Origin of the sequence: Streptacidiphilus fuscans, assembly GCF_015690355.1 — a bacterium.
GTDB lineage: Bacteria > Actinomycetota > Actinomycetes > Streptomycetales > Streptomycetaceae > Streptacidiphilus > Streptacidiphilus fuscans.
Window position 1 is genome coordinate 67,016 of record NZ_JADPRT010000025.1, and the last position, 19,642, is coordinate 86,657.

General features: G+C 71.5%; 19 protein-coding genes and 1 pseudogene. 12 read left to right on the top strand and 8 right to left on the bottom strand.

The genetic code is table 11. The features are described from left to right. Positions 1-77: 77 nt before the first annotated feature. Positions 78-701 carry a TetR/AcrR family transcriptional regulator gene (locus tag I2501_RS37465; protein ID WP_196198565.1) on the bottom strand — a complete coding sequence of 208 codons (624 nt, stop codon included), beginning with the start codon at positions 699-701 and terminating at the stop codon, positions 78-80. Between the two features lie 108 nt (positions 702-809). Here I2501_RS37465 and I2501_RS37470 point away from each other — a divergent pair, with 108 nt between their 5' ends. Continuing rightward, positions 810-1,856, top strand: coding sequence for a hypothetical protein (locus I2501_RS37470; protein ID WP_196198566.1), 1,047 nt, complete (start codon positions 810-812; stop codon positions 1,854-1,856). Positions 1,857-1,886: 30 nt separating this feature from the next. Here the strand turns inward: I2501_RS37470 and I2501_RS37475 are convergent, their stop codons facing one another. Further along, complete coding sequence (locus I2501_RS37475) at positions 1,887-3,386, bottom strand: serine/threonine-protein kinase (protein ID WP_196198567.1); 1,500 nt, start codon at positions 3,384-3,386, stop codon at positions 1,887-1,889. A 154-nt stretch (positions 3,387-3,540) separates the two neighbouring features. On the opposite strand from I2501_RS37475, the gene I2501_RS37480 reads away from it, so the two are divergent. The 3 genes from I2501_RS37480 (at position 3,541) to I2501_RS37490 (ending at position 9,217) form a co-directional block, all read left to right on the top strand. Next, complete coding sequence (locus I2501_RS37480) at positions 3,541-4,506, top strand: M23 family metallopeptidase (protein WP_196198568.1); 966 nt, start codon at positions 3,541-3,543, stop codon at positions 4,504-4,506. Positions 4,507-4,606: 100 nt separating this feature from the next. Next, complete coding sequence (gene helR, locus I2501_RS37485) at positions 4,607-6,820, top strand: RNA polymerase recycling motor ATPase HelR (protein ID WP_215910321.1); 2,214 nt, start codon at positions 4,607-4,609, stop codon at positions 6,818-6,820. Positions 6,821-7,045: 225 nt separating this feature from the next. Then, positions 7,046-9,217 carry a ricin-type beta-trefoil lectin domain protein gene (locus I2501_RS37490; protein ID WP_196198569.1) on the top strand — a complete coding sequence of 724 codons (2,172 nt, stop codon included), beginning with the start codon at positions 7,046-7,048 and terminating at the stop codon, positions 9,215-9,217. An 85-nt stretch (positions 9,218-9,302) separates the two neighbouring features. On the opposite strand, the gene I2501_RS37495 is transcribed toward I2501_RS37490, so the two are convergent. Both I2501_RS37495 and I2501_RS37500 read right to left on the bottom strand, forming a co-directional pair. Continuing rightward, on the bottom strand, positions 9,303-9,731 hold the full coding sequence (locus I2501_RS37495; protein WP_215910322.1) for a DUF302 domain-containing protein: 429 nt from the start codon (positions 9,729-9,731) through the stop codon (positions 9,303-9,305). After that, positions 9,728-10,375, bottom strand: coding sequence for a hypothetical protein (locus tag I2501_RS37500; protein ID WP_196198570.1), 648 nt, complete (start codon positions 10,373-10,375; stop codon positions 9,728-9,730). Before I2501_RS37500 ends, I2501_RS37495 begins: the two co-directional genes overlap by 4 nt. A gap of 111 nt (positions 10,376-10,486) precedes the next feature. On the opposite strand from I2501_RS37500, the gene I2501_RS37505 reads away from it, so the two are divergent. The 6 genes from I2501_RS37505 to I2501_RS37530 all read left to right on the top strand — a co-directional run bounded on the left by I2501_RS37505 (position 10,487) and on the right by I2501_RS37530 (position 16,509). Continuing rightward, complete coding sequence (locus tag I2501_RS37505) at positions 10,487-11,224, top strand: SAM-dependent methyltransferase (protein WP_196198571.1); 738 nt, start codon at positions 10,487-10,489, stop codon at positions 11,222-11,224. Positions 11,225-11,497: 273 nt separating this feature from the next. After that, on the top strand, positions 11,498-12,514 hold the full coding sequence (locus tag I2501_RS37510) for an ABC transporter substrate-binding protein (RefSeq protein ID WP_196198572.1): 1,017 nt from the start codon (positions 11,498-11,500) through the stop codon (positions 12,512-12,514). A 3-nt stretch (positions 12,515-12,517) separates the two neighbouring features. Then, positions 12,518-14,293, top strand: a complete 1,776-nt coding sequence (locus I2501_RS37515; protein ID WP_196198573.1) for an ABC transporter permease — start codon at positions 12,518-12,520, stop codon at positions 14,291-14,293. Continuing rightward, positions 14,290-15,471 carry an ABC transporter ATP-binding protein gene (locus tag I2501_RS37520; protein ID WP_196198574.1) on the top strand — a complete coding sequence of 394 codons (1,182 nt, stop codon included), beginning with the start codon at positions 14,290-14,292 and terminating at the stop codon, positions 15,469-15,471. The genes I2501_RS37515 and I2501_RS37520 overlap by 4 nt, the downstream gene beginning before the upstream one ends. Positions 15,472-15,511: 40 nt before the next feature. Continuing rightward, the gene (locus I2501_RS40050; RefSeq protein ID WP_196198575.1) at positions 15,512-16,294 is read left to right on the top strand and encodes a COG4280 domain-containing protein; all 783 of its coding nucleotides are present in this window, start codon (positions 15,512-15,514) and stop codon (positions 16,292-16,294) included. Beyond that, on the top strand, positions 16,291-16,509 hold the full coding sequence (locus tag I2501_RS37530) for a hypothetical protein (protein ID WP_196198576.1): 219 nt from the start codon (positions 16,291-16,293) through the stop codon (positions 16,507-16,509). The genes I2501_RS40050 and I2501_RS37530 overlap by 4 nt, the downstream gene beginning before the upstream one ends. A 59-nt stretch (positions 16,510-16,568) precedes the next feature. Here I2501_RS37530 and I2501_RS37535 read toward each other — a convergent pair whose 3' ends face one another. Further along, positions 16,569-17,132, bottom strand: a complete 564-nt coding sequence (locus tag I2501_RS37535; RefSeq protein ID WP_215910323.1) for a Chromate resistance protein ChrB — start codon at positions 17,130-17,132, stop codon at positions 16,569-16,571. A gap of 330 nt (positions 17,133-17,462) precedes the next feature. Between I2501_RS37535 and I2501_RS41020 the strand changes: the two are divergent. After that, positions 17,463-17,699 (top strand): annotated as a pseudogene (locus I2501_RS41020) (DUF202 domain-containing protein); the annotation flags it as partial. 169 nt (positions 17,700-17,868) lie between these two features. Here the strand turns inward: I2501_RS41020 and I2501_RS40055 are convergent. Then, a complete protein-coding gene (locus I2501_RS40055) occupies positions 17,869-18,285 on the bottom strand; it encodes a hypothetical protein (RefSeq protein WP_236047974.1) in 417 nt (138 codons plus the stop codon). Between the two features lie 161 nt (positions 18,286-18,446). Continuing rightward, positions 18,447-18,698 (bottom strand): hypothetical protein, encoded by a 252-nt coding sequence (locus I2501_RS37545; protein WP_196198578.1) that lies wholly within the window; start codon positions 18,696-18,698, stop codon positions 18,447-18,449. Between the two features lie 22 nt (positions 18,699-18,720). Between I2501_RS37545 and I2501_RS37550 the strand changes: the two genes are divergently transcribed. Further along, positions 18,721-19,116 (top strand): hypothetical protein, encoded by a 396-nt coding sequence (locus I2501_RS37550; RefSeq protein ID WP_196198579.1) that lies wholly within the window; start codon positions 18,721-18,723, stop codon positions 19,114-19,116. A 4-nt stretch (positions 19,117-19,120) separates the two neighbouring features. Here the strand turns inward: I2501_RS37550 and I2501_RS37555 are convergent, their stop codons facing one another. Further along, positions 19,121-19,582 carry a GNAT family N-acetyltransferase gene (locus I2501_RS37555; RefSeq protein WP_215910324.1) on the bottom strand — a complete coding sequence of 154 codons (462 nt, stop codon included), beginning with the start codon at positions 19,580-19,582 and terminating at the stop codon, positions 19,121-19,123. Positions 19,583-19,642: the final 60 nt, after the last annotated feature.

Consider the following 19,642-nt stretch of genomic DNA (forward strand, 5'->3'; position numbering starts at 1 on the left):
CGGGAGAGTAGCCTCGATCAGCTGTGTGCGGTCGGCACATCAGATCGGCCACCCGCCGAAGCACACGTCCCGGCACGTCAGACGCTGCGACCGCGCACCAGCGGCAGGAAGACCTCGTCGACGATCTCCACCAACACCTCGTCCGGCGCTGCCGGGACACCGCGGGTCACGTACTCGTTGCGCAGCAACGCCGTCGGCACGCCGGCGACCCGTGGGTGCAGCGCCTCCGGGGCTGCCTCACCACGCGCGACGGCCCGGCCGAGGACCGTCAGCCAGGCGGAGTCGATCCCGCCCTCGCTCCCGTCGCCGCTGCTGCCGCTCGCCGACGGATCGCGCAACTCCGCGAGCAGCTCAGGGACGCCACCGGCCGCGGCGATCAGCCCACGCAGGATCTCGCCGTAGGGCGAGGACCAGGTGGTGTTGGCGCGGCGCAGCAGCTCCAGCGCGTCGCCGCGCAGCGTGCCGGTGTCGGGGAGGACCGGCTCGGCGGCGGCGAGTCGGCGGTAGGCGGCAGCGCCGAGCGCGACGCGGTTGGGCCAACGGCGGTAGAGGGCGTTCTTGTTGGTCCCGGCGCGACGGGCGACCTCGTCCATGGTCAGTCCGGCGACCCCGGACTCGGTCAGCACCTCGGCCGCGGCCTGGAGGATCGCCTCCTCCAGCTCCGCCCCGCGCCGCCGCGTCGCGCGCTCTCCCTCGCTCACTTCCGCATCCCTTTCGCCGCTCGTGCGTTACGGATCGTACGCCGACGCCTACCTAGATTTAGGGTACGGTACGTACCGTACTCATTCGCCGAGGGACAGGACTCCCGCATGCGCGCGTTCGGCATCAACTACGACACCGGCTTCACCAGCGCCGGGACGACCACCCACGAACCCTTCGACGAGGCCGTCGTCGCCCGGGAGATGCGCGTCATCCGCGAAGAGCTGCACTGCGACGCCGTCCGCATCACCGGCGGCGACCGCGACCGCCTGGAGATCGCCGCCCGCCACGCCGCCCGTGCCGGGCTGGAGGTCTGGTACTGCCCGTTCACCAACGGCATCACCCAGGCTGAGCTGCTCGACTTCCTCACCGACAGCGCCGAACGCGCCGAGAAGCTCCGCCTCGACGGCGCGGACGTCGTCTTCCTGACCGGCTCCGAGATCTCCCTCTTCACCGACGGCTTCCTGCCCGGCGACACCCTGTCCGAGCGCACGGCCGTCCTCGCCGACCCGCAGCAACTGCGCACCGCGCTGGCCACGTTGCCCGCGCGCGTCAACGCCTTCCTGCGCGAGGCGGTCGACGCGGTCCGCGCACGTTTCGGCGGGCGGATCGGCCACGCGTCGCTGCCCTTCGAGGGCGTGGACTGGACCCCGTTCGACATCGTCGCCTCCGACGCCGGCTACCGCGACGCCCACAACGCCGACCAGCTCGACGGCGGCATCCGCGCCCTCTGCTCCCACGGAAAGCCCGCCGCCGTCACCGAGTTCGGCTGCGCGACCTTCCGCGGCGCAGCCGATCTCGGCTCACGCGGCGACTCGGTACTCACCTGGGGCGACGACGCCCGCCCGGTCGCCTTCACCACCCACGTCGTCCGCGACGAGCAGGAGCAGGCGGGCTACCTGCGCGAACTCCTGGACACCTTCGACCGGTCGGCGCTCGACGCCGCCTTCGTCTACACCTTCGCCCGCTACGACCTCCCGCACGCGGAGGACGCCCCGCACCGGGACTTCGACCTCGCCTCCCCGGGCGTCGTCAAGGTTCTCCCGGACGCCCGCACCGGCACGACCTTCCCGGGCGTGCCCTGGGAGCCGAAGGCCGCCTTCCACGCCCTGGCCGAGTACGGCCGTTGCCGCTCCGGTGCGGAAGCATCCTCGTGATGCGCCGGTGCGGACCGTGGTCGACCAAGCTCACCTAACCCCGAGGTGATCACGGACAGGAGGGCGCGGCGGCGTCTGTCCGGACGACGTCGCTCTGGCGGCGATCCCCGCAGCAATCGCCGCGGCGATCGCTGTCAGGCCGCTGAAGTCGACCGCCAGTGCGATGGTGTCGACATTGCTTTGGTGGAGCTCGAACGCGACCTGGAGCACCATGGTGAAGTCACTGCCGTACAGCGGCAACGCAAGGAACGCCACCACGTACAGCAGGCACAGTGCGCACACTGTCCACGCGCTGGCAATCCTGCGGGCGAACGTGAACCCCGCTGCGACCAGCAGCGACCCGGCGAGGATGAAGCCGCCGAACACGTTCTCCAGTGCGAAGGTGCCCCAGGAGTAGTGCATCGCGCCCAAGAGGTTGTAGAGCGCGAACCAGGCGAGTATGCCCGCGGTGAGCAGCGCCAGGACGCCAGCGATCACCGCCGCCACGGGATGCGCCCTCGGCTTGGTCTGTGCCGCCCGCGGGCTCGGACCGCCACCCCACGGCGCGGCTCCGCCCACCAGGGGCGGCTGGGCCGAGTAGGCGGGCGGGCCACCGGGGAGCGCGCCGTGCGCCGCTGGCCCGAACCCCGGCCCCGGTGCGAGTGCCGGTCCGGGTGCGGGCGCCGACGCGGGCGCGGCGTCGACGTGCGTCGGCACGTAGGCCGCCCCACCCGTCCGCACCACCTCGTCCAACGCGGCCAGCGCCTGCGCCTCCCCGGCGCGCTGGGCCGGATCCTTCGTCAGCAGCGCTGCGAGGACCGGCTCCAGGCCCTCCGCGCGCCGCGCCGGGCGCGGCATCCCGGTGACCACGGCGATGCACAGCGCGGTGAACGTCTCGGCGCTGAAGGGCGGTTCCCCCTCGACCGCGTGGTACAGCGTCGCCCCGAGGGACCACAAGTCCGTTGCGGGCGTGGGCGGTTGGGCGGAGAGCTGCTCGGGGGCCATGTAGGACGGCGTACCGATGAGCGTGCCGGTGTGGGTGAGCGCCATCGTGGAGTCCACCATGTGCGCGATGCCGAAGTCGGTGATGACCACCCGGTCGTCCGTCAGCAGGACGTTGTCCGGCTTGAGGTCACGGTGGATGATCCCGGCCGCGTGGGCACGGCTGAGCGCGCGCAGCATCGCCGCACCGATCTCCGCGACCCTTCGTACCGGCAGCCCGCCGCTCTGCTTGATCGCTGCGGCCAGGGACATTCCGGCCACGTACTCCATGACGATCACGGGCGCGCCCGCGTGCTCCACCACGTCGTGCACGGTGATGATGCCCGGGTGGTTCAACTGCGCGGCCGCACGTGCCTCACGCAGGACGCGCTGGAGCAGGACCTCTCGCTGATCCGCGGTGATTCCCTGCGGGAACATCACCTCCTTCACGGCGACGTCCCGCCCGAGCGTCTCGTCCCGGCCCCGCCACACGCGGCCCATGCCGCCCTGCCCGATCAGCTCCACGCGCCGATAGCGCCCGCCGATCAATTCCCCGTCAGTTTCTGCCACATCGGACACTCTAGGTGCACCGCCTCCGGCACCACAGAGCACACCACCCGCAGCGCCTTCTTGAACCCTGGCTACCCTGGGGCGATGTGATCCGACTGCGCACGCACCAGTTCCGGTGCACGGGCCAGCAGATCTGACGGGGGGACTGACGGGGATGTGTGACGATGACTCAGAAGCGCTGCATCCGGCGATCCGACGCGGCGCAGCGATTCGAGCCGTGCTCGGGGTCGGGCTGTGGCCGGTCGTGCTGGCCGACTCGGTGGTGCAGTGCCTGACGGGCGACTCCTGGAGCTCCGCCGTCGATGCGTTGGCCTTCGTCGCGCTCGCGATCGTCGCCTACCTGGGGCTCGGCATACCCGTCGCCGCCACGGTTCCCCGCTGGGAGCGCTGGGTGGCGACCGCCGTGACGGTCGGCCTCGTCGTCGACGTCGCCGTGCGCGCTCCGCGCCTGCGCGACGATCTCGCCCTCGGCGACGCCGTCCTGCCGATCATGGCCGTAGTGCTCGCCGTCCTTGCGCTGGCCGATCGGCGGGACCGTCTCGGCGGCCGTTCCTCCACGCTCAACTGGCCTCTGGGAGACGGGGACTGGCAGATCGTCGAGGGCAACGGGCGGCTGCTGAACCACCACTGGACCGCCCCGGCCCAGCGCGGTGCCCTCGACATCGTCGGCCGCGCCCACGACGGGCGGTCCAGCCGCGCCCTGTTCCCGCGACGGTTGGGCGACTACCCGATCTACCGCGTCCCTGTCCTCGCCCCGGCCGACGGCACCGTCGTGATCACCCGCGACGCCTACCCCGACCACCCCACGGCGGACGCGCATCCGGCGGGCAACCACGTGGTCATCGACACGGGACAGGAGCGCATCCTGCTCGCCCATCTCACTCCGGGCTCGGTCAGGCACGCACCCGGGGACCGCGTCCACGCGGGAGAGGAGCTCGGCCTGGTCGGCTCGTCCGGCAACTCCACCGAACCGCACCTGCACATCCACGCCGTGCGCGACGGCGCACCGCTCACCCTCGTCTTCCGCGACGCGCCCGGCGGTCACCGCCGTGGGGCCCGCGTGCGGGTGCAAAACGAAAAGCGAGAGGATCGACCACCTCTCGCCACTCTCAAGATATAGCGCATGGGGGGCCTTGCGGCAAGGCCCCCCAGGTGGCGCACAATCGACGACCTACCGCCAGTACCTGCGGAAATGGGAGTTTCGCCCCGTGCGTCCACGCTTGACCGCCATTGCCCCCACCACCAGCGCCTTCGACCTCCCCGACCGCCTCTCCGCCAAGGCCGACCCGGCCCTGATCGCGGCCGACGAGAAGCACTTCGCCGCCGTCGCCGAAAGCCTCGACGCGGCCGTGGCCGACGTGGCGGGCCGCCTGGACGCCGCGCTCAAGGCTCCCGGCGGGGCCGGGCGGGCCGCGATGGACCGGGACGCGGAGGTGCACCGGCTGAGCGGCCGCCTGCGCGCACTGCGGCGCTTCGGCCTGGACCTGTGCCTGGGGCACATCGTCAGCGCTGACGGCAGTGACGGCGGCGACGGGACTGACAGCGACGAGCCCGTCTACATCGGGCGGCTCGGCCTCACCGACAGCGAGGGCCGCCGGCTCCTGCTCGACTGGCGTTCCCCCGCCGCCGAGCCGTTCTTCGCCGCGACCCACGGCAATCCGATGGGCCTGGTCAGCCGCCGCCGCTACCGCTGGACCCGTGGCCGGATCACCGACTACTGGGACGAGGTGTTCACCGCCGACGGGCTCGACGGGCGCGCCGCGCTCGACGACCAGTCCGCGTTCGTGGCCAGCCTGGGCAGCACCCGCTCGCCGAAGATGCGGGACGTGCTGGCCACCATCCAGGCCGACCAGGACGCGATCATCCGCGCGAGCTCGCGCCGCGCGCTCGTCGTCGACGGCGGTCCGGGGACCGGCAAGACCGTCGTCGCGCTGCACCGCTCCGCCTACCTGCTCTACTCCGACCCACGCCTCGGTCACCGTCGCGGCGGCGTGCTGTTCGTCGGCCCGCACCAGCCCTACCTCAACTACGTCTCCGACGTCCTGCCCAGCCTCGGCGAGGACGGCGTGCAGACCTGCACCCTGCGCGACCTGGTCGCCGAGGGCGCCGACGCACCCGCCGAGACCGACCCCGAGGCGGCCCGGCTGAAGTCCTCCGTGGGCATGGTCAAGGGGGTCGAGAAGGCCGTCGGCATCTACGAGGAGCCACCCACCCAGGCGTTGACGGTCTCCACTGACTGGGCCGACGTCCGGATCACGCCCGACGACTGGGCGGACGCGTTCCGCGCGCCCGCCCCGGGCACCCCGCACAACGAGGCGCGCGACCAGATCTGGGAGGAGCTGGTCACCATCCTCATGGACAGGCTCGGCATGGTCGACGACCTGGACGGGCCGTCCGTCCCGCCGGAGGCGTTCCGCAGGTCGCTGCTCCAGGACGAGGAGCTGGTCACCACCCTCCACCGTGCCTGGCCGCTGCTCGAACCGACCGACCTGGTCGGCGACCTGTGGACGGTCCCGGCCTACCTGCGGCTCTGCGCGCCCTGGCTCAGCCGCGACGAGATCCGGACGCTCCAGCGCGCGGACGCCCAGGCGTGGACCGTCTCCGACCTGCCGCTGCTGGACGCCGCGCGCCGACGGCTCGGCGATCCGGAGGCGGAGCGCCGCAGGCGACGGCACGACGCCGCCGTCGCCGCCGAGCGCGCGCGGATGGCCGACGTCATCAAGGACGTGCTGGACGCCGAAGACGACCACGAGGGCGCGGTGACCATGCTGCGCGGCCAGGACCTGAAGGACACCCTGGTCGACGAGTCCGCCCTGCCGCCCGCCGACCCGGACCGGCTCGCCGGGACCTTCGCGCACATCGTCGTCGACGAGGCCCAGGAACTGACCGACGCCGAGTGGCAGATGCTGCTGCAGCGCTGCCCGTCCCGCAGCTTCACCATCGTGGGCGACCGGGCACAGGCCCGGCACGGCTTCACCGAGTCGTGGGAGGAGCGGCTGGCGCGGGTCGGGCTCGAGAGGGTCGACGTCGCCTCACTGAGCGTCAACTACCGGACGCCGGAGGAGGTCATGGCCGAGGCCGAGCCGGTCATCCGCGCCGCACTCCCGGACGCCAACGTGCCGACGTCCGTGCGCAGCAGCGGGATCCCGGTCGTCCACGGATCGGCTGCGGAGCTGGAGTCGGTCCTCGAAGCATGGCTGACGGACCACGACGAGGGCATCGCCTGCGTCATCAGCACGGACGAGCCCCGGCCCGGGGCAACGGCCACCGAGCGCGTGCGCTGGCTGACGCCGGAGCTGTCGAAGGGGCTGGAGTTCGACCTTGTCGTCGTGCTCGACCCGGACTCCTTCGGCGAGGGAATCGAGGGCGCGGTCGACCGCTACGTCGCAATGACGCGCGCGACGCAGCAACTCGTGATCCTCACGAGCTCCTGATGCGGCGTCATGTCAGGTTGCGGAGGCGCAGGCCCGTCATATCCGATCTTCGCGTTCAACAAGTGACCTCGACCGCCCGGGGCTCATGAGCGGCCGTTTCCAAAATCCCATGTCAGCAGGGCATTCGCAACTGGTCCAGACCTGGTGTCGCGCAAACCATTGACGGTGCCATGACTTCAAGAGTTCAATCATCGGGCCCCGCTCCCCGAGCGAAAGGTCCCCCACATGTCCCTTCCCTGGCACCGGCGCGGCCGAAGTCGACCCTGGCTTCTGGCCGCAGCCACCGTGCTGACCCAACTCACGCTGGGCGCAGTGGCTCTGGCTCCGGCCTCAGCCACTGCGGCCCCCGCCGCCACCGTCGGCGCGACCGGCGCGATCACCGGCTACGGCGGCCTGTGCCTGGACGACCGCTCCGCGTCCACCGCCAACCTCAACCCGATCCAGGTCTACACCTGCAACGGCAGCGCCGCGCAGCAGTGGACGGTCGGCTCGGGCAACACCCTTCAGGTGCTGGGCAAGTGCCTGGACGTCAACAGCGGTGGAACCGCCAACGGCACCACCGTGGACCTCTACGACTGCAACGGCACCGGCGCCCAGGTCTGGGAGCCGCAGACCAACGGCTCGTTGCTGAACCCGCAGTCGGGCAGGTGCCTGGACGACACCAACTGGTCCACCACGCCCGGCACCCAGGCACAGATCTGGGACTGCTCCGGCAACGCCAACCAGCAGTGGACGCTGCCGACCACGCAGACGACGAACAACCCGTTCGGTCCCAACGTGCTGGTCTTCGACCCCTCGGAGTCGGCGTCCACGATCCAGAGCCAACTCGACTCCGTCTACAGCCAGCAGCAGTCGAACCAGTTCGGCAGCAGCCGCTACGCGGTGCTGTTCAAGCCCGGCAGCTACAACGTCAACGTCAACGTCGGCTTCTACACCCAGGTCCTCGGCCTCGGGGCGTCGCCCGACGACACCACCATCACCGGCGGCGTCAACGCCGACGCGCAGTGGAACGGCGGCAACGCCACCGAGAACTTCTGGCGCGGGGTGGAGAACCTGGACATCAACCCCTCGTCCGGCAGCACCAAATGGGCCGTGTCCCAGGCCTCGCCGATGCGCCGCGTGCACGTCCAGGGCAACGTCGTCCTCGACGACAACGGCGGCTGGTCCAGCGGCGGTTTCTTCGGCGACTCGAAGTTCGACGGCCAGGTCAACTCCGGTTCGCAGCAGCAGTGGCTGTCCCGCAACGACGAGTTCGGCAGCTGGACCGGCTCCAACTGGAACATGGTCTTCGTCGGCGACACGGGCGCGCCCGCGCAGAGCTTCCCGAGCCCGCCCTACACCACGGTCGGCCAGACGCCCACCAGCGTCGAGAAGCCGTATCTGACGATCGACTCCTCGGGCAACTACAGCGTCTTCGTGCCGTCGCCGCGCACCAACTCCACCGGCACCGACTGGAGCAACGGGCAGACGACGCCGGGAACCTCACTGCCCCTCAGTGACTTCTACATCGCCACCCCGTCCGACACCTCGGCCACGCTCAACGCCGCGCTGTCCGCGGGCAAGGACCTGATCTTCACCCCCGGTGTCTACCAGCTCACCAACACCCTGCAGGTCACCCGCCCCGACACGGTCATCCTGGGCCTCGGCCTGGCCACGCTGGAGGCCGACAACGGCGTCACGGCCATCTCCACCGCCGACGTCGGCGGCGTCCGGATCGCCGGTCTGATCGTCGACGCGGGCGCGACCAACTCGCCCTCGCTGATGCAGATCGGCCCGTCGGGCGCCTCGGCCGACCACTCCGCCGACCCGAACGTGCTCTCCGACGTCTACTTCCGCGTCGGCGGCGCGGCGGTCGGCAAGGCGAGCCAGACGCTGGTGGTCAACAACAACTCCACCATCGGCGACAACCTGTGGCTGTGGCGGGCCGACCACGGCAGCGGCGTGGGCTGGACTTCCAACACCGCCGCCAACGGCCTGGTCGTCAACGGCACCGACGTGACGATGTACGGGCTCGCGGTGGAGCACTACCAGCAGTACCAGGTGCAGTGGAACGCCAACGGCGGACGGACCTACTTCTACCAGTCCGAGATGCCCTACGACCCGCCGGACCAGGCGAGTTGGATGAACGGCAGCAGTGACGGCTACGCCTCGTACGAGGTCGCGCCGAACGTGACCGACCACCAGGCCTACGGGCTGGGCGTCTACTGCTACTTCAACGTCAACCCGAGCGAGGTCGCCGACCACGCCATCGAGGTTCCGGACACGTCGGGGGTCGCGCTGCACGACGCCATGGACGTCTCCCTCGGCGGCACCGGCACGATCGACCACATCGTCAACGGCACGGGCGCGACGGTGAACAGCAGCTCCACGGTCGCGGACCTGACCAGCTATCCCTGATCCGGCCCCGCTCCCAACCCACCGCCTGCCGGGCGTCGACGTCCCCCACCGTCGACGCCCGGCAGGTTCGTTCCTCCTCCCGCCATCAGGACGCGAGAGCGGCGGCCAGCAGCTCCCCGACGTGACTCAGGGGCCCCATCACCTCGTCCGGCACCTGGTAGCGGCGCTGCAGCTCGGCAGGGTCCTGGTAGCCGACCCGCACGACGCCGGCGTCGTCGGTCCACACCAGCGCCTTCAGCGGCAGTTCGATCGCGAGCAGCGGCGCGGCGACCATCGCGGGTGTGCCGGCCTTCGGGTTGCCGAAGACCAGCAGCTTGGTGTCGTTCATCGCCAGGCCCGCTTCGTGGGCGGCTCCGCTGTGGTCGACCAGGGCGAACAGGTCGAGTCCCTTCGCCTCCAGCGCCCGCCGGATCCGGTCGACCGTCTCGGGGACGCCGAAGGGACTGCGGATGCTCAGCGTCCCTCCGCCCACCTCGCCCGCTGCGGGCGGGGCCCCGCTGGTGTCGTCCTTCATCGTGGAGATCGTCCTTTCTCCGTGGCCTGGTCAGAGGCCTGCTCGGAGGCTTGGTCGGCGGACGTCGCGCTGACGCCGTCCGGCGGCAGGGAGTCGAGGCCGCTGAAGAGCGGCAGCCGGTGGAGCGGCGGCGGCTCGCCGGGCAGGCCCATCCGCTCCCAGGCCAGGCGCACGGTGATCCGGTACAGCCGCCGGGCCCGCAGGAAGAGCAGCAACGCCAGCGGCAGCTCCACCAGGACAGCGGCGGCCACGCTGCTCCAGACATCGCGGGTGCCCCAGTCGAGCGTGATGTCGAACCACGCGTCGCAGACGAGCAGCGTCCCGGCGACGATGGAGAGCGGTATCAGCGCCTGACGCCGCTGCCACACCGCCAGCCCGGCGGCGGCCAACGAGAGCAGCAACAACACGTCGAACCCGACCCACGCCGCCGACCAGTGCCGCGCCTCGAACTGGTCCGGCAGCGAGAACGCCAGATAGACCGTCCACGGCACCAGCACGACCACGCACAGCACCAGCAGCCGCAACGCCCGCCGCCGCCTGCGTGCGGCGGTCTCCGACACCACCGGCCGCAGCCTGCCGTCACCCCCACGGGAGGTCTGCGCAGGTGTGGACATCTCCGCCGATGTGGAGGTCTCCTCGTCCATCACCCACCTCCCTGCCGCGCGCCGCACCGGGACCATCCCAGGATACGAACCTGCTTCCGTCGTGGCCGTAATGCGGATGCGTCCGACTACGACCCATGCCACGCTCCCCCGATGAATCGTGACCGGATCTCCCGCCTCGCCCACGCCGACCACCCGATCGCCTCCCCGCTCGACGACGACGCGGTGCGCCTCCTGCTGGACCAGGTGATTCCCCGCGAGGACGCGCGGGTGCTCGACCTCGGCTGCGGGAGCGCGGAGTGGCTGCTGCGCGCGCTGCAGGCCAATCCGCGGCTTCACGCCGAGGGCGTCGACCTCTCCGAGGCGTCGCTCGCGGAGGCCCGGGACCGCGCCCGCGCGCTGGGCGTGGCGGACCGCCTCACCCTCCACCACGAGGACGCCGCCGCCTTCACCGCCGCGCAGCCTTTCGACGCGGTGTTGAGCTCCGGCGCCACGCACGCCTTCGGCGGGCTGCTGCCGACGCTGGCAGCGGCGCGCAAGCACCTGGCGCCCGGCGGACGGGTGCTGATCGGCGACGGGTTCTGGGAGGGCGAGCCCTCCCCCGAGGCCGTCGCGATGCTGGGCGACTTCGCCGACCTCGCGACCACCGTGGACCGCGTCGTCGCCGACGGCTGGACCCCCGTCCACGGACACGTCAGCACCCGACGCGAACTGGACCACTACGAGTGGTCCTGGACCGGCTCACTCGCCTCCTGGGCCCTGGACCACCCCGCCGACCCCGACAGCGCGGACGCGCTGGCGGCGTCCACCACCCACCGCGACGAGTGGCTGAAGGTCTACCGCGACTGCTTCGGCTTCGTCTGCCTGGTCCTGCGCCCGACATCTGCCTGACCCGTGCGGCGGCTACCCTCCCGTTAGCCGCCGCACCTCGCTGTCCGCTCTCCGGCGCGGCCGTACACAGCCCCGGCACAGCCTCCGGCGTCCATGTACTGACGTTCGCTGCGTGTTCACGTTCGGGTTGCCGGTGACAACTCTTCCGTTTCCAGCGTTGCTCCACGGTTCTAACCACTGTTACTTTTCACTTGTGCTGGAGCGGACATGTCTCTTCGAACTGCCATGGGTGCCCGTAGATCGCTCGGTGTCGTTGCCGCCGCGGGTCTGGTGATGGCTGTGGTTTCCGGCTGCGGGTCCAACTCGGGCACCAGTGCGACGACAGGCGGCAGCGCCGCCGCGACGGGCGCGCCCGTGCCGCTGGTGGTGTACTCGGCCCAGGGCTACGACTCGGCCATGACCACCGCCTTCCAGAAGGCCACCGGCATCCCGACCAAGCTCGTCGACGACAGCACCGGCCCGCTGCTGGCCCGTGTGCAGGCCGAGCGCGGCAACCCCCAGTGGGGCGTGCTGTGGGTGGACGGCGACGAGGCGTTCGCCGCGATGGACCAGGCGGGCATGCTGGTCAAGGGCTTCGAGCCGAACGTCCAGCTCAACGCCGCCGGCCAGGCCGTCGTGCCGAAGGACCAGAGCTACGTCCCGACCGGTCTGACCGTCACCGCGGCCGTCGTCTACGACGCGTCCAAGACGCCGAACCCGCCGACCAGTTGGCAGGCGCTGCTCACCTCCGCCTGGAAGGGCGAGGTCGGCATGAACGACCCGTCCGTCTCCGGCCCCACCTACCCGTTCGTCGCGGGCATGTTCAACCAGCTCGGCGGTGACAGCCAGGGCGAGGCGTTCTACAGCTCGCTCAAGTCCAACGGCCTGCACATCTACCAGACCAACGGCGACACCCTGCACGCGCTGCAGACCGGCCAGATCAAGGTCGCGCTGATCCAGAGCTCGGCCGGCATCGCCGCCGGGACCAAGGACAAGAACATCAAGACCACCTACCTGCCCAAGGTGACCTCGCTGCCGAGCGTCATCGGCATCGACGCCAAGGTCTCCTCCCAGGAGCAGGCGGAGGCGGAGAAGTTCGCGGACTTCGTGCTCAGCGCGCAGGGCCAGAAGGTCATGCTGAGCGGCGACCCCAACGGTGACTCCCTGTTCTGGCCGATCGTCCAGGGTGTCTCCCCCGAGGCGGCGCTGCCCGCCCTGTCCACGGTGCCGACCCAGGCCATCGACCCGAACACCTGGGGTCCCAAGGAAGGCACCATAAACACCTGGTTCACGAACACGATCGTCCACTGACCCATGACCGACACCACGCTCGTCCCCGGGTCGCGCACCGCAGTCGGCGCGCCCCGGGTCCCCCGACGCGACGCCCTGCGCGGCCGTGCCGCCGGTGCGCTGCGACTGCTGCCGTGGATCGGCTTCGCCGCCGTGCTGCTGCTCCCGGTCGCCGGCTTCCTGCTGGTCGCGATCAGTCCCAAGTCGATGGGGCAGGGCGACTCCTGGTTCTCCCTGTCCTCGTTCCAGCAGGTGCTCTCCGGCTGGACCCTGCACGCGCTGCTGGACTCGCTGCTGGTCGGGATCGGCGCCGCGGTGCTGGCCACGGTGATCGCCGGCGCGCTGGCCTGGCTGACCGAGCGCACCACGCTCAAGGGGCAGGGCCTGTGGCGACTGCTGCTGTGGGCGCTGCTGCTGGCCCCCTCCTACCTCGAATCACTGGGCTGGACCTGGCTGGTCGAGCAGCAGGGCGTGCTGGACCGGATGCTGGGCCACGACCCGGCCGCGCTGCGTTCCGTGGTCTTCGGACCGGTCGGCGTGATCTGGGTGCTCGCCTCGCGCGGGGTGCCGTTCGCCTACCTGGCGATCACGGCGGTGCTGCGCGGTCTCGGCCGTGAGTTCGAGGACGCCGCGCGCACCCATGGCGGCGGTCGGCTCGCCACGGCCCGCGTCATCCTGCCGATGCTGGCGCCGGGCCTGTGGGCCGCGCTGGCGATCGTCTTCGCCGAGTCGATCTCCGACTACGGCGTGGCCGCGACCCTCGCCTCACAGGGCAACTTCCCGCTGATCACCGGGGCGATGGAGCAGTCGATCTCCACCTTCCCGGCCGACTTCCCGTCCGCCTCGGCGATGGGGTGGCTGCTGCTCGGCCTGGTCGGGATCGCGCTGCTGGCGCAGCGCCGGTCGATGCGCGGACGCAGCTTCCAGATCCTGTCCGGCCGCACCCGTCCGGCACGCCGGACCCGGCTCGGGCTCGGCGGTCAGATCGCGGCGCTCACCGGCGTCGTCGGCTTCTTCCTGGCCGCGGCCGGGGTCCCGGCCTTCGGCGCGGCGGCGGCCTCGCTGCTGCCGTCCGGCGGCCAGGTGTCGCTGTCCGCGCTGGGGTTGGGCAACTTCCGCCACGTGCTGCACTCGGGCGAGTTGATGTCCGCGCTCGGCTACTCGGCGCGCCTGGCCGCGATCACCGCGTGCGCGGCGGTCGTCCTCGGCGCCGTCGCCGGACGGGCGTTGGCCCGGCAGAGCGGCGGACGCGCCGGGCGGATGCTGGACCTGCTGCTGCTCGCCGCGATCGCGCTGCCCAGCGTGCTGCTGGCCAGCGGCTACATCTTCACCTACAACCTGCCCATCGCCTCCAGCCTCGGCATCAACCTCTACGGGACGACGACGCTGCTGGTGATCGGCTACCTGGCGGGCGCGCTGCCGTCGGCGGCGCGGCTGCTGTCGGGGTCGCTCGGGCAGGTCAGCGACTCGCTGCTGTGGGCGGCCCGCACGCACGGCCGCCGCCCGGCTGCCGCCTGGTCCGGCGCGGTGCTGCCGCTGGTCGCGGGCTCGCTGGTGTGGACCTGGCTGATCGCCTTCTGCGGCACGCTGCTCGAACTGCCGGTCTCCCAACTCCTGGCCCCGCCGGGCTCGGAGCCGCTCTCGGTGGCCATCACCCGGCAGCTCCAGGGCTACAACCTTGGCGCGGGCGCGGCGATGACGGTCGTGGTCGTCCTCGGCGCGCTGGTCCTGATCGCCGTCGTCCTCGGCGCGATGCGCCTGTTCCTTCCCGCGGCCCGTCGTCTGGAGGCCCTGTCGTGACCGAGCAACTGCAGGTCGAGAAGCTGAGCAAGTCCTTCGGGTCGGCGCGGGTGCTGAACGAGGTCTCCTTCACCGTCGAACCGGGCCGGTTCCTGGTGCTGTTGGGGCCGTCCGGCTCCGGCAAGACCACGCTGCTGCGCTGCCTGGCGGGCATCGAGCGCGCCGACGGCGGCACCGTCCGCTTCGGCGAGCGCGCCCTGGCCGAGGGCAGGGTCCATCTGGCGCCGGACCGCCGGGACCTGGCGATGGTGTTCCAGGACTACGCCCTGTGGCCGCACATGTCCGCCGCCGGGAACGTCGGCTACGCGCTGCGGCGCCGCAAGCTGCCCCGCCCGGAGTCGGAGCGCCGGGTGGCGGAGGTCCTCGAACGCGTCGGCCTGGCCGACCACACGGACCGCTATCCGCACCAGCTCTCCGGTGGGCAGCAGCAGCGCGTCGCGCTGGCCCGAGCGCTGGTCGCGAGCCCCGGACTACTGCTCTTCGACGAGCCGCTCTCCAACCTGGACGCGGACCTGCGCGAGCGGCTGCGCGTGGAGATCTCCACGCTGACCCGCGAGAGCGGCGCCACCGCCGTCTACATCACCCACGACCAGTCCGAGGCCTTCGCCCTGGCCGACGAGGTCGGCATCCTGGAGGGCGGACGGCTGGTCCAGCTCGCCACCCCGGAGTCCGTCTACCAGCGCCCGTCCACCCCGTTCGTCGCCCGCTTCACCGGCCTGGCCGGGGAGCTGACGGGCCGTACGGACGGCCCCGCGCACCAGGACCGCGTCCTGCTCACCACCGAGGCGGGCACCTTCGTCGCCACCTGCATGGGCCGGTGCGGTACGGACGGGACCGAGGTCCAGGTCCTGATCCGGCCCGCGGCCGTCACCCTGGCCGACGCGACCGACGGACGCGGCGACGACCGAACCAGCGAGGCCACCCCGGACGCGTCCCGCCAGGGACTGGCCGGAACGGTCACCGACACGGCGTACCGGGGACGCGGTTACGACCATGTCGTCGAGCTGTCCGACGGCTCCCGCCTCACGGGGGTCTTCGACAAGCAGGCCCATCTGCGCGGCACCCCCGTCCGCGTCGCTCTCGACCCGGACGGCTGCTTCGCCTACCCCACGTCGCCCTCGCACCTCGAAGGCGACGATTCCCACCTGTTCAACCGCACACCTGTGGAGATCCCATGACCATCCGTCATCGCTCGAACCCGCACCCTGGAGGTGGCAGATGACAACTTACGTACTCTTCTTCACCGTCCTGCTCGCCTGCGCGGTGGAGGCCGTCGAGGCGTTGACGATCGTGCTGGCCGCCGGCACCAGTCGGCACTGGGGCTCGGCCTGGCAGGGCACCGTCGCCGCACTGTTGACCCTGGCGGCGACGGTCGCCGTGCTCGGCCCGGCCGTCGGACAGATCCCGCTCGGCGCGCTGCGCCTGGTCGTCGGCGCGCTGCTGCTGGTCTTCGGCCTGCAGTGGCTGCGCAAGGCGGTCATGCGCGGCTCCGGCTACAAGGCGCTCCACGACGAGGAGAAGGCCTTCGCGGAGGAGCTCGCCGCCGCGAAGGCCGCGTCCGCCGGTGGACGCGGCCGGGTCAAGGACTGGTACGCGTTCACGCTGTCGTTCAAGGGCGTCTTCCTGGAGGGCCTGGAGGTGGCCTTCATCGTGGTCACCTTCGGCGACAACCAGCACGACATCCCGGTGGCCGTGCTCGGCGCGGTCGTCGCGGTGCTCGCCGTGGTCGGCGCCGGATTCGCGGTGCGCGCGCCGCTCGCCAAGGTCCCCGAGAACACCATGAAGTTCGCCGTCGGGACCATGCTCACCTCGTTCGGCATGTTCTGGGCGGGCGAGGGCGCCGGGGCCAACTGGCCCGGCTCGGACGCCGCGCTGCTGGTCATCGTCCCCGCCGTGGCCCTGCTCGCCATCGGCTACACCACCGTGCTGCGCCGGGCCCAGGCGACCGACCTGGCCGCCGCCGCGTCCGCGTCCGCTCCGACGCAGGGGAGCCTCACATGAGCGTCATCGCCGCCCTCAAGTCCTTCGGGCAGTTCTGGTACGACTTCATCGTCGGCGACGACTGGCGCGTGGCCCTCGGCGTGGCCGTGGCGCTCGCCGCGACGTGGGGCCTGACCCGCTCCGGCGTCAACGCCTGGTGGCTGCTGCCGGTCGCGGTCGCCGGACTGCTCGGCCTGTCACTGGCCCGCGTGGTCAGGGCCGCTCGACAGAAGTGAGCCGAACGAAGTAAACGAAGTAGAAGCCCGTCGAGGGGGAGGAGGGGGTTGACCGCCTGTCAGCGGCCCTCCCCCTCTTCGGCGTAGACGCGTCCCGCGTACTCGTCCAGGACCTGCGCGCACCGCTCAAGCGCGGCCTCGGCCGCCGTCTTGCCCGCCGCGCCGAGCTCGTCGCGCGCCGCGACCTTGGCGAACCAGTTGCGCAGCTTCACCAGGTCCTCGTCGTTCTCCTCCAACTCGGCGTAGGTGAAGTGCTCGGCCCGGTACTCCTTCTCGATCTGCCCGAGGAAGTCCTCGCAACGGTCGACGATCTCCTCGTACTCGTCGTTGCGCGCCGCGTTGAACTGGTCCTCCATCTCGGCGGCGCCGCCGAGCACGCCCGCGTCGAGCAGCGACGCGGTGCCGCCCATCTCGACGATCTCGTTGCGCAGCAGCCGCAGCGCCCGCTCGGACTGACCCCCGGCCGGCAGCGCGGCCACCGAGTTCTGCAGGTAGATCGCGCCAAGCCCCTTGAGCTTCCGCCACACCCCCGCGCGCAGCCGCGTGGGCTCCGCCGGAATCTTGTAGACCAGCACCAGCCAACGCAGACCCACGGCCTGCCGCTCCGAGGCGCCCAGCCCCACGATCTTCCTCCCGCACCGATCCACTGCCTGCCGCAACAGTACGTGAAGCGACCGCGCTGCACGCAGTCCGCGCACTTCACACACCCGAGCGCTCTCGACTGCTCATGAGCGCACCCACCATGATCACGCCGACCGATGACGGCCGGTTGCAGTCGGGATGGCGTACGAACCGTGCGCGGGTGAACACTCCTCACCCGTCCGGGTCACACCCCGGATCACAGAACGTCATCTCGGGCAACGCATGGTTACGTTGGAGCGTTGCCATGTCTGGAGACGGTCGTGAACTCACCTTCGACGTCCACTTCGACGTCCGCTTCGGCGTCCAACCCGATGTCCGCCGAACTCCCACGGGACGGGCTGCCGGGCAACGGTGAGCGGCGCGACGTCCTGGCCGCAGAGCGGACGTTCCTGGCCTGGATCCGTACCTGCCTGGCCCTGCTCGCGGGGGGCGCGGCACTCGGCACGTTCCCGGCCCTCCCGTACCCCGCCGCCCGCGCGGTGCTGGGCGTGGCGTGCATGGCGTGCGCGGGGCTGCTCGCCGTGACCGCCTGCCGGAACTGGAGCCGGGTGCGCCGGGCCGCGTCCGCCGACCCGTTCGCCCCCGGCCCCCGCTCCGCACAACTCCTCACGGCCGCAGTCCTGGTGGTGGCGCTGGCGCTGAGCGTGCCCAGCGCCTCCCGCCTGCTCGACGGCAGTCGGCACCACCACCGGACGACGGGCGATCAGGCGCCCCCGCTCAGCGGACGACGTTCACCGCGACCGGAGCGGACTCCGTCTCGATCCACGTCCTGCCGCCCGTGGAGCTCTGCACGCCCTCCAGCACGCCGCGCAGCTCCAGCACGCCCTGGTGACCCGCACGGACCCAGCCGTACCCGGTCGCGTCCTGCCCACGCGTCGGGTCGACGATCCGCCCGCACCACACGGTCTGCCAGGCACCGCTGGTGCCGTAGTGCTCCTGGACGCAGAACCGCTGCCAGCCGCTGTCGTCGCTGACGCCGGTGCCGTGCACGCTGAACCACTGTCCGACGTGCTGGGCGTGCGGGCTGGCCTGGAACTCGATGCTGCTCTTCGCCGACGCGGTGCCGATCCCGGCGACCGCGACGGTCCCCGCCATCGCGCCGACGGTGAGCAGTCGGGCAAGGTTCTGGAACACGATGTACCCCCTCAGGTGATCTCCCTGCTGACACCTCACCTCACGTCCCGCACGGCCCACCGGTTGCCGTACTCCGCCGAATCCGGCCGTTCGGCGGGGGTCGCCCCACCGGCCTGTCGTGCCCACCCCCGACCTGTGGCGGCGGCTCGGCGTCAGGCGTCCTAACCTTGAGGAGTGAAGGGCGTTTTCGTCGCGATCGCGACGGCCTGTGTCCTGGCCGTCGTCGCCGCGTGCAGCAGCAGCCCCTCCCGGTCCGTGAGCACCCCGACCCGCACGGTGACAGCCACGGTCACCCACCAGGCCGCGCCCGCGCCTGCTCCCGCGACGACCACGACCACGCCTGGTTCCACGCACACACGCACGGTTGCACCGCCGCCGACGACGACCCCCACGGCCAGGGCTCCCCTGTCCACGCGTCCGGCTCCCGCTCCGCGGGTGACCGTCACCACCACCGCGCCGCCGCCCGCGCCCCCGGCGCCCGCCCCGACAACGTCCACTCCAGCGGCCTCGACCCCGGCCACCCAAACCCCGCCGCTGACCAACGCCGCGGCCGTGGTCGAGCAGTACTACCAGGACCTCACCGACCACGACTACGCAGCCGCGTGGGCCCTCGGCGGCAAAAACATCGCGGGCGAGAGCTACGCGCAGTACGTGGCGGGCTTCGCCGACACCGCGTCGATCAGCCTGGGCACCGTCAGCGAGTTCGGCGCCTCCCAGGTCCAGGCCGTCCTCTACGCGACGCAGACCGACGGCACGCTCCAGGTCTACGAGGGCACCTACACCGTCGCCGACGGCCAGTTGGTCGGCGCGTCGATCCGGCGCGTCCAGTGACGCGTCAGCTCCCGGCGGCGCCCCGGCCGGGGGCGCGTCGGTAGGTGTAGAGGACGAGCCCCTCGTGGAAGGTGCCGACCTTGTCGTACAGCGCGCGGGCCGGGGCGTCCTCCAGTGTGTTCCAGTAGAGGGCCGGGGAGCCGGACTTCTCCGCGTCCTGGGCCACGAACTCGATCATCGCCGTTGCCACACCTTGCCGCCGGACCTCCGGGTCGACGAACAGGTCGGCCAGATAGCACTTCTCGGAGTACCAGACGCTGGCATGGAACAGGTAGTGCGCGATGCCGACCATCGTGCCGTCGAGGCGGGCGGCGATCCCGCGTATCCGCTCGTCGTCGAGCAGGCGTCGCCACGTGCGTTCGTAACTGGCCTCGGGCCGTTCGACGTTGAAGTACGCGTCTTTGCCGCGGGCCAGCGCGTACCACTGCTCGCGGTCGGACTCGGTCAGGAAGTCGATCTCCACCATGGCGGCCATCCTGCCCGGTCCCACTGACAACGGCGCAAGGCCGGCCGCGCGCGACGGCCC

What these genes read in the sequence shown, in the direction of transcription:
- I2501_RS37500 (WP_196198570.1), bottom strand. Translation starts at nt 10,375, where the DNA reads ATGGACGAGGAGACCTCCACATCGGCGGAGATGTCCACACCTGCGCAG.
- I2501_RS37555 (WP_215910324.1), bottom strand. Translation starts at nt 19,582, where the DNA reads ATGGTGGAGATCGACTTCCTGACCGAGTCCGACCGCGAGCAGTGGTAC.
- I2501_RS37495 (WP_215910322.1), bottom strand. Translation starts at nt 9,731, where the DNA reads ATGAAGGACGACACCAGCGGGGCCCCGCCCGCAGCGGGCGAGGTGGGC.
- I2501_RS37490 (WP_196198569.1), top strand. Translation starts at nt 7,046, where the DNA reads ATGTCCCTTCCCTGGCACCGGCGCGGCCGAAGTCGACCCTGGCTTCTG.
- I2501_RS37515 (WP_196198573.1), top strand. Translation starts at nt 12,518, where the DNA reads ATGACCGACACCACGCTCGTCCCCGGGTCGCGCACCGCAGTCGGCGCG.
- I2501_RS37470 (WP_196198566.1), top strand. Translation starts at nt 810, where the DNA reads ATGCGCGCGTTCGGCATCAACTACGACACCGGCTTCACCAGCGCCGGG.
- I2501_RS37530 (WP_196198576.1), top strand. Translation starts at nt 16,291, where the DNA reads ATGAGCGTCATCGCCGCCCTCAAGTCCTTCGGGCAGTTCTGGTACGAC.
- I2501_RS37510 (WP_196198572.1), top strand. Translation starts at nt 11,498, where the DNA reads ATGGCTGTGGTTTCCGGCTGCGGGTCCAACTCGGGCACCAGTGCGACG.
- I2501_RS40050 (WP_196198575.1), top strand. Translation starts at nt 15,512, where the DNA reads ATGACAACTTACGTACTCTTCTTCACCGTCCTGCTCGCCTGCGCGGTG.
- I2501_RS37505 (WP_196198571.1), top strand. Translation starts at nt 10,487, where the DNA reads ATGAATCGTGACCGGATCTCCCGCCTCGCCCACGCCGACCACCCGATC.
- I2501_RS37480 (WP_196198568.1), top strand. Translation starts at nt 3,541, where the DNA reads ATGTGTGACGATGACTCAGAAGCGCTGCATCCGGCGATCCGACGCGGC.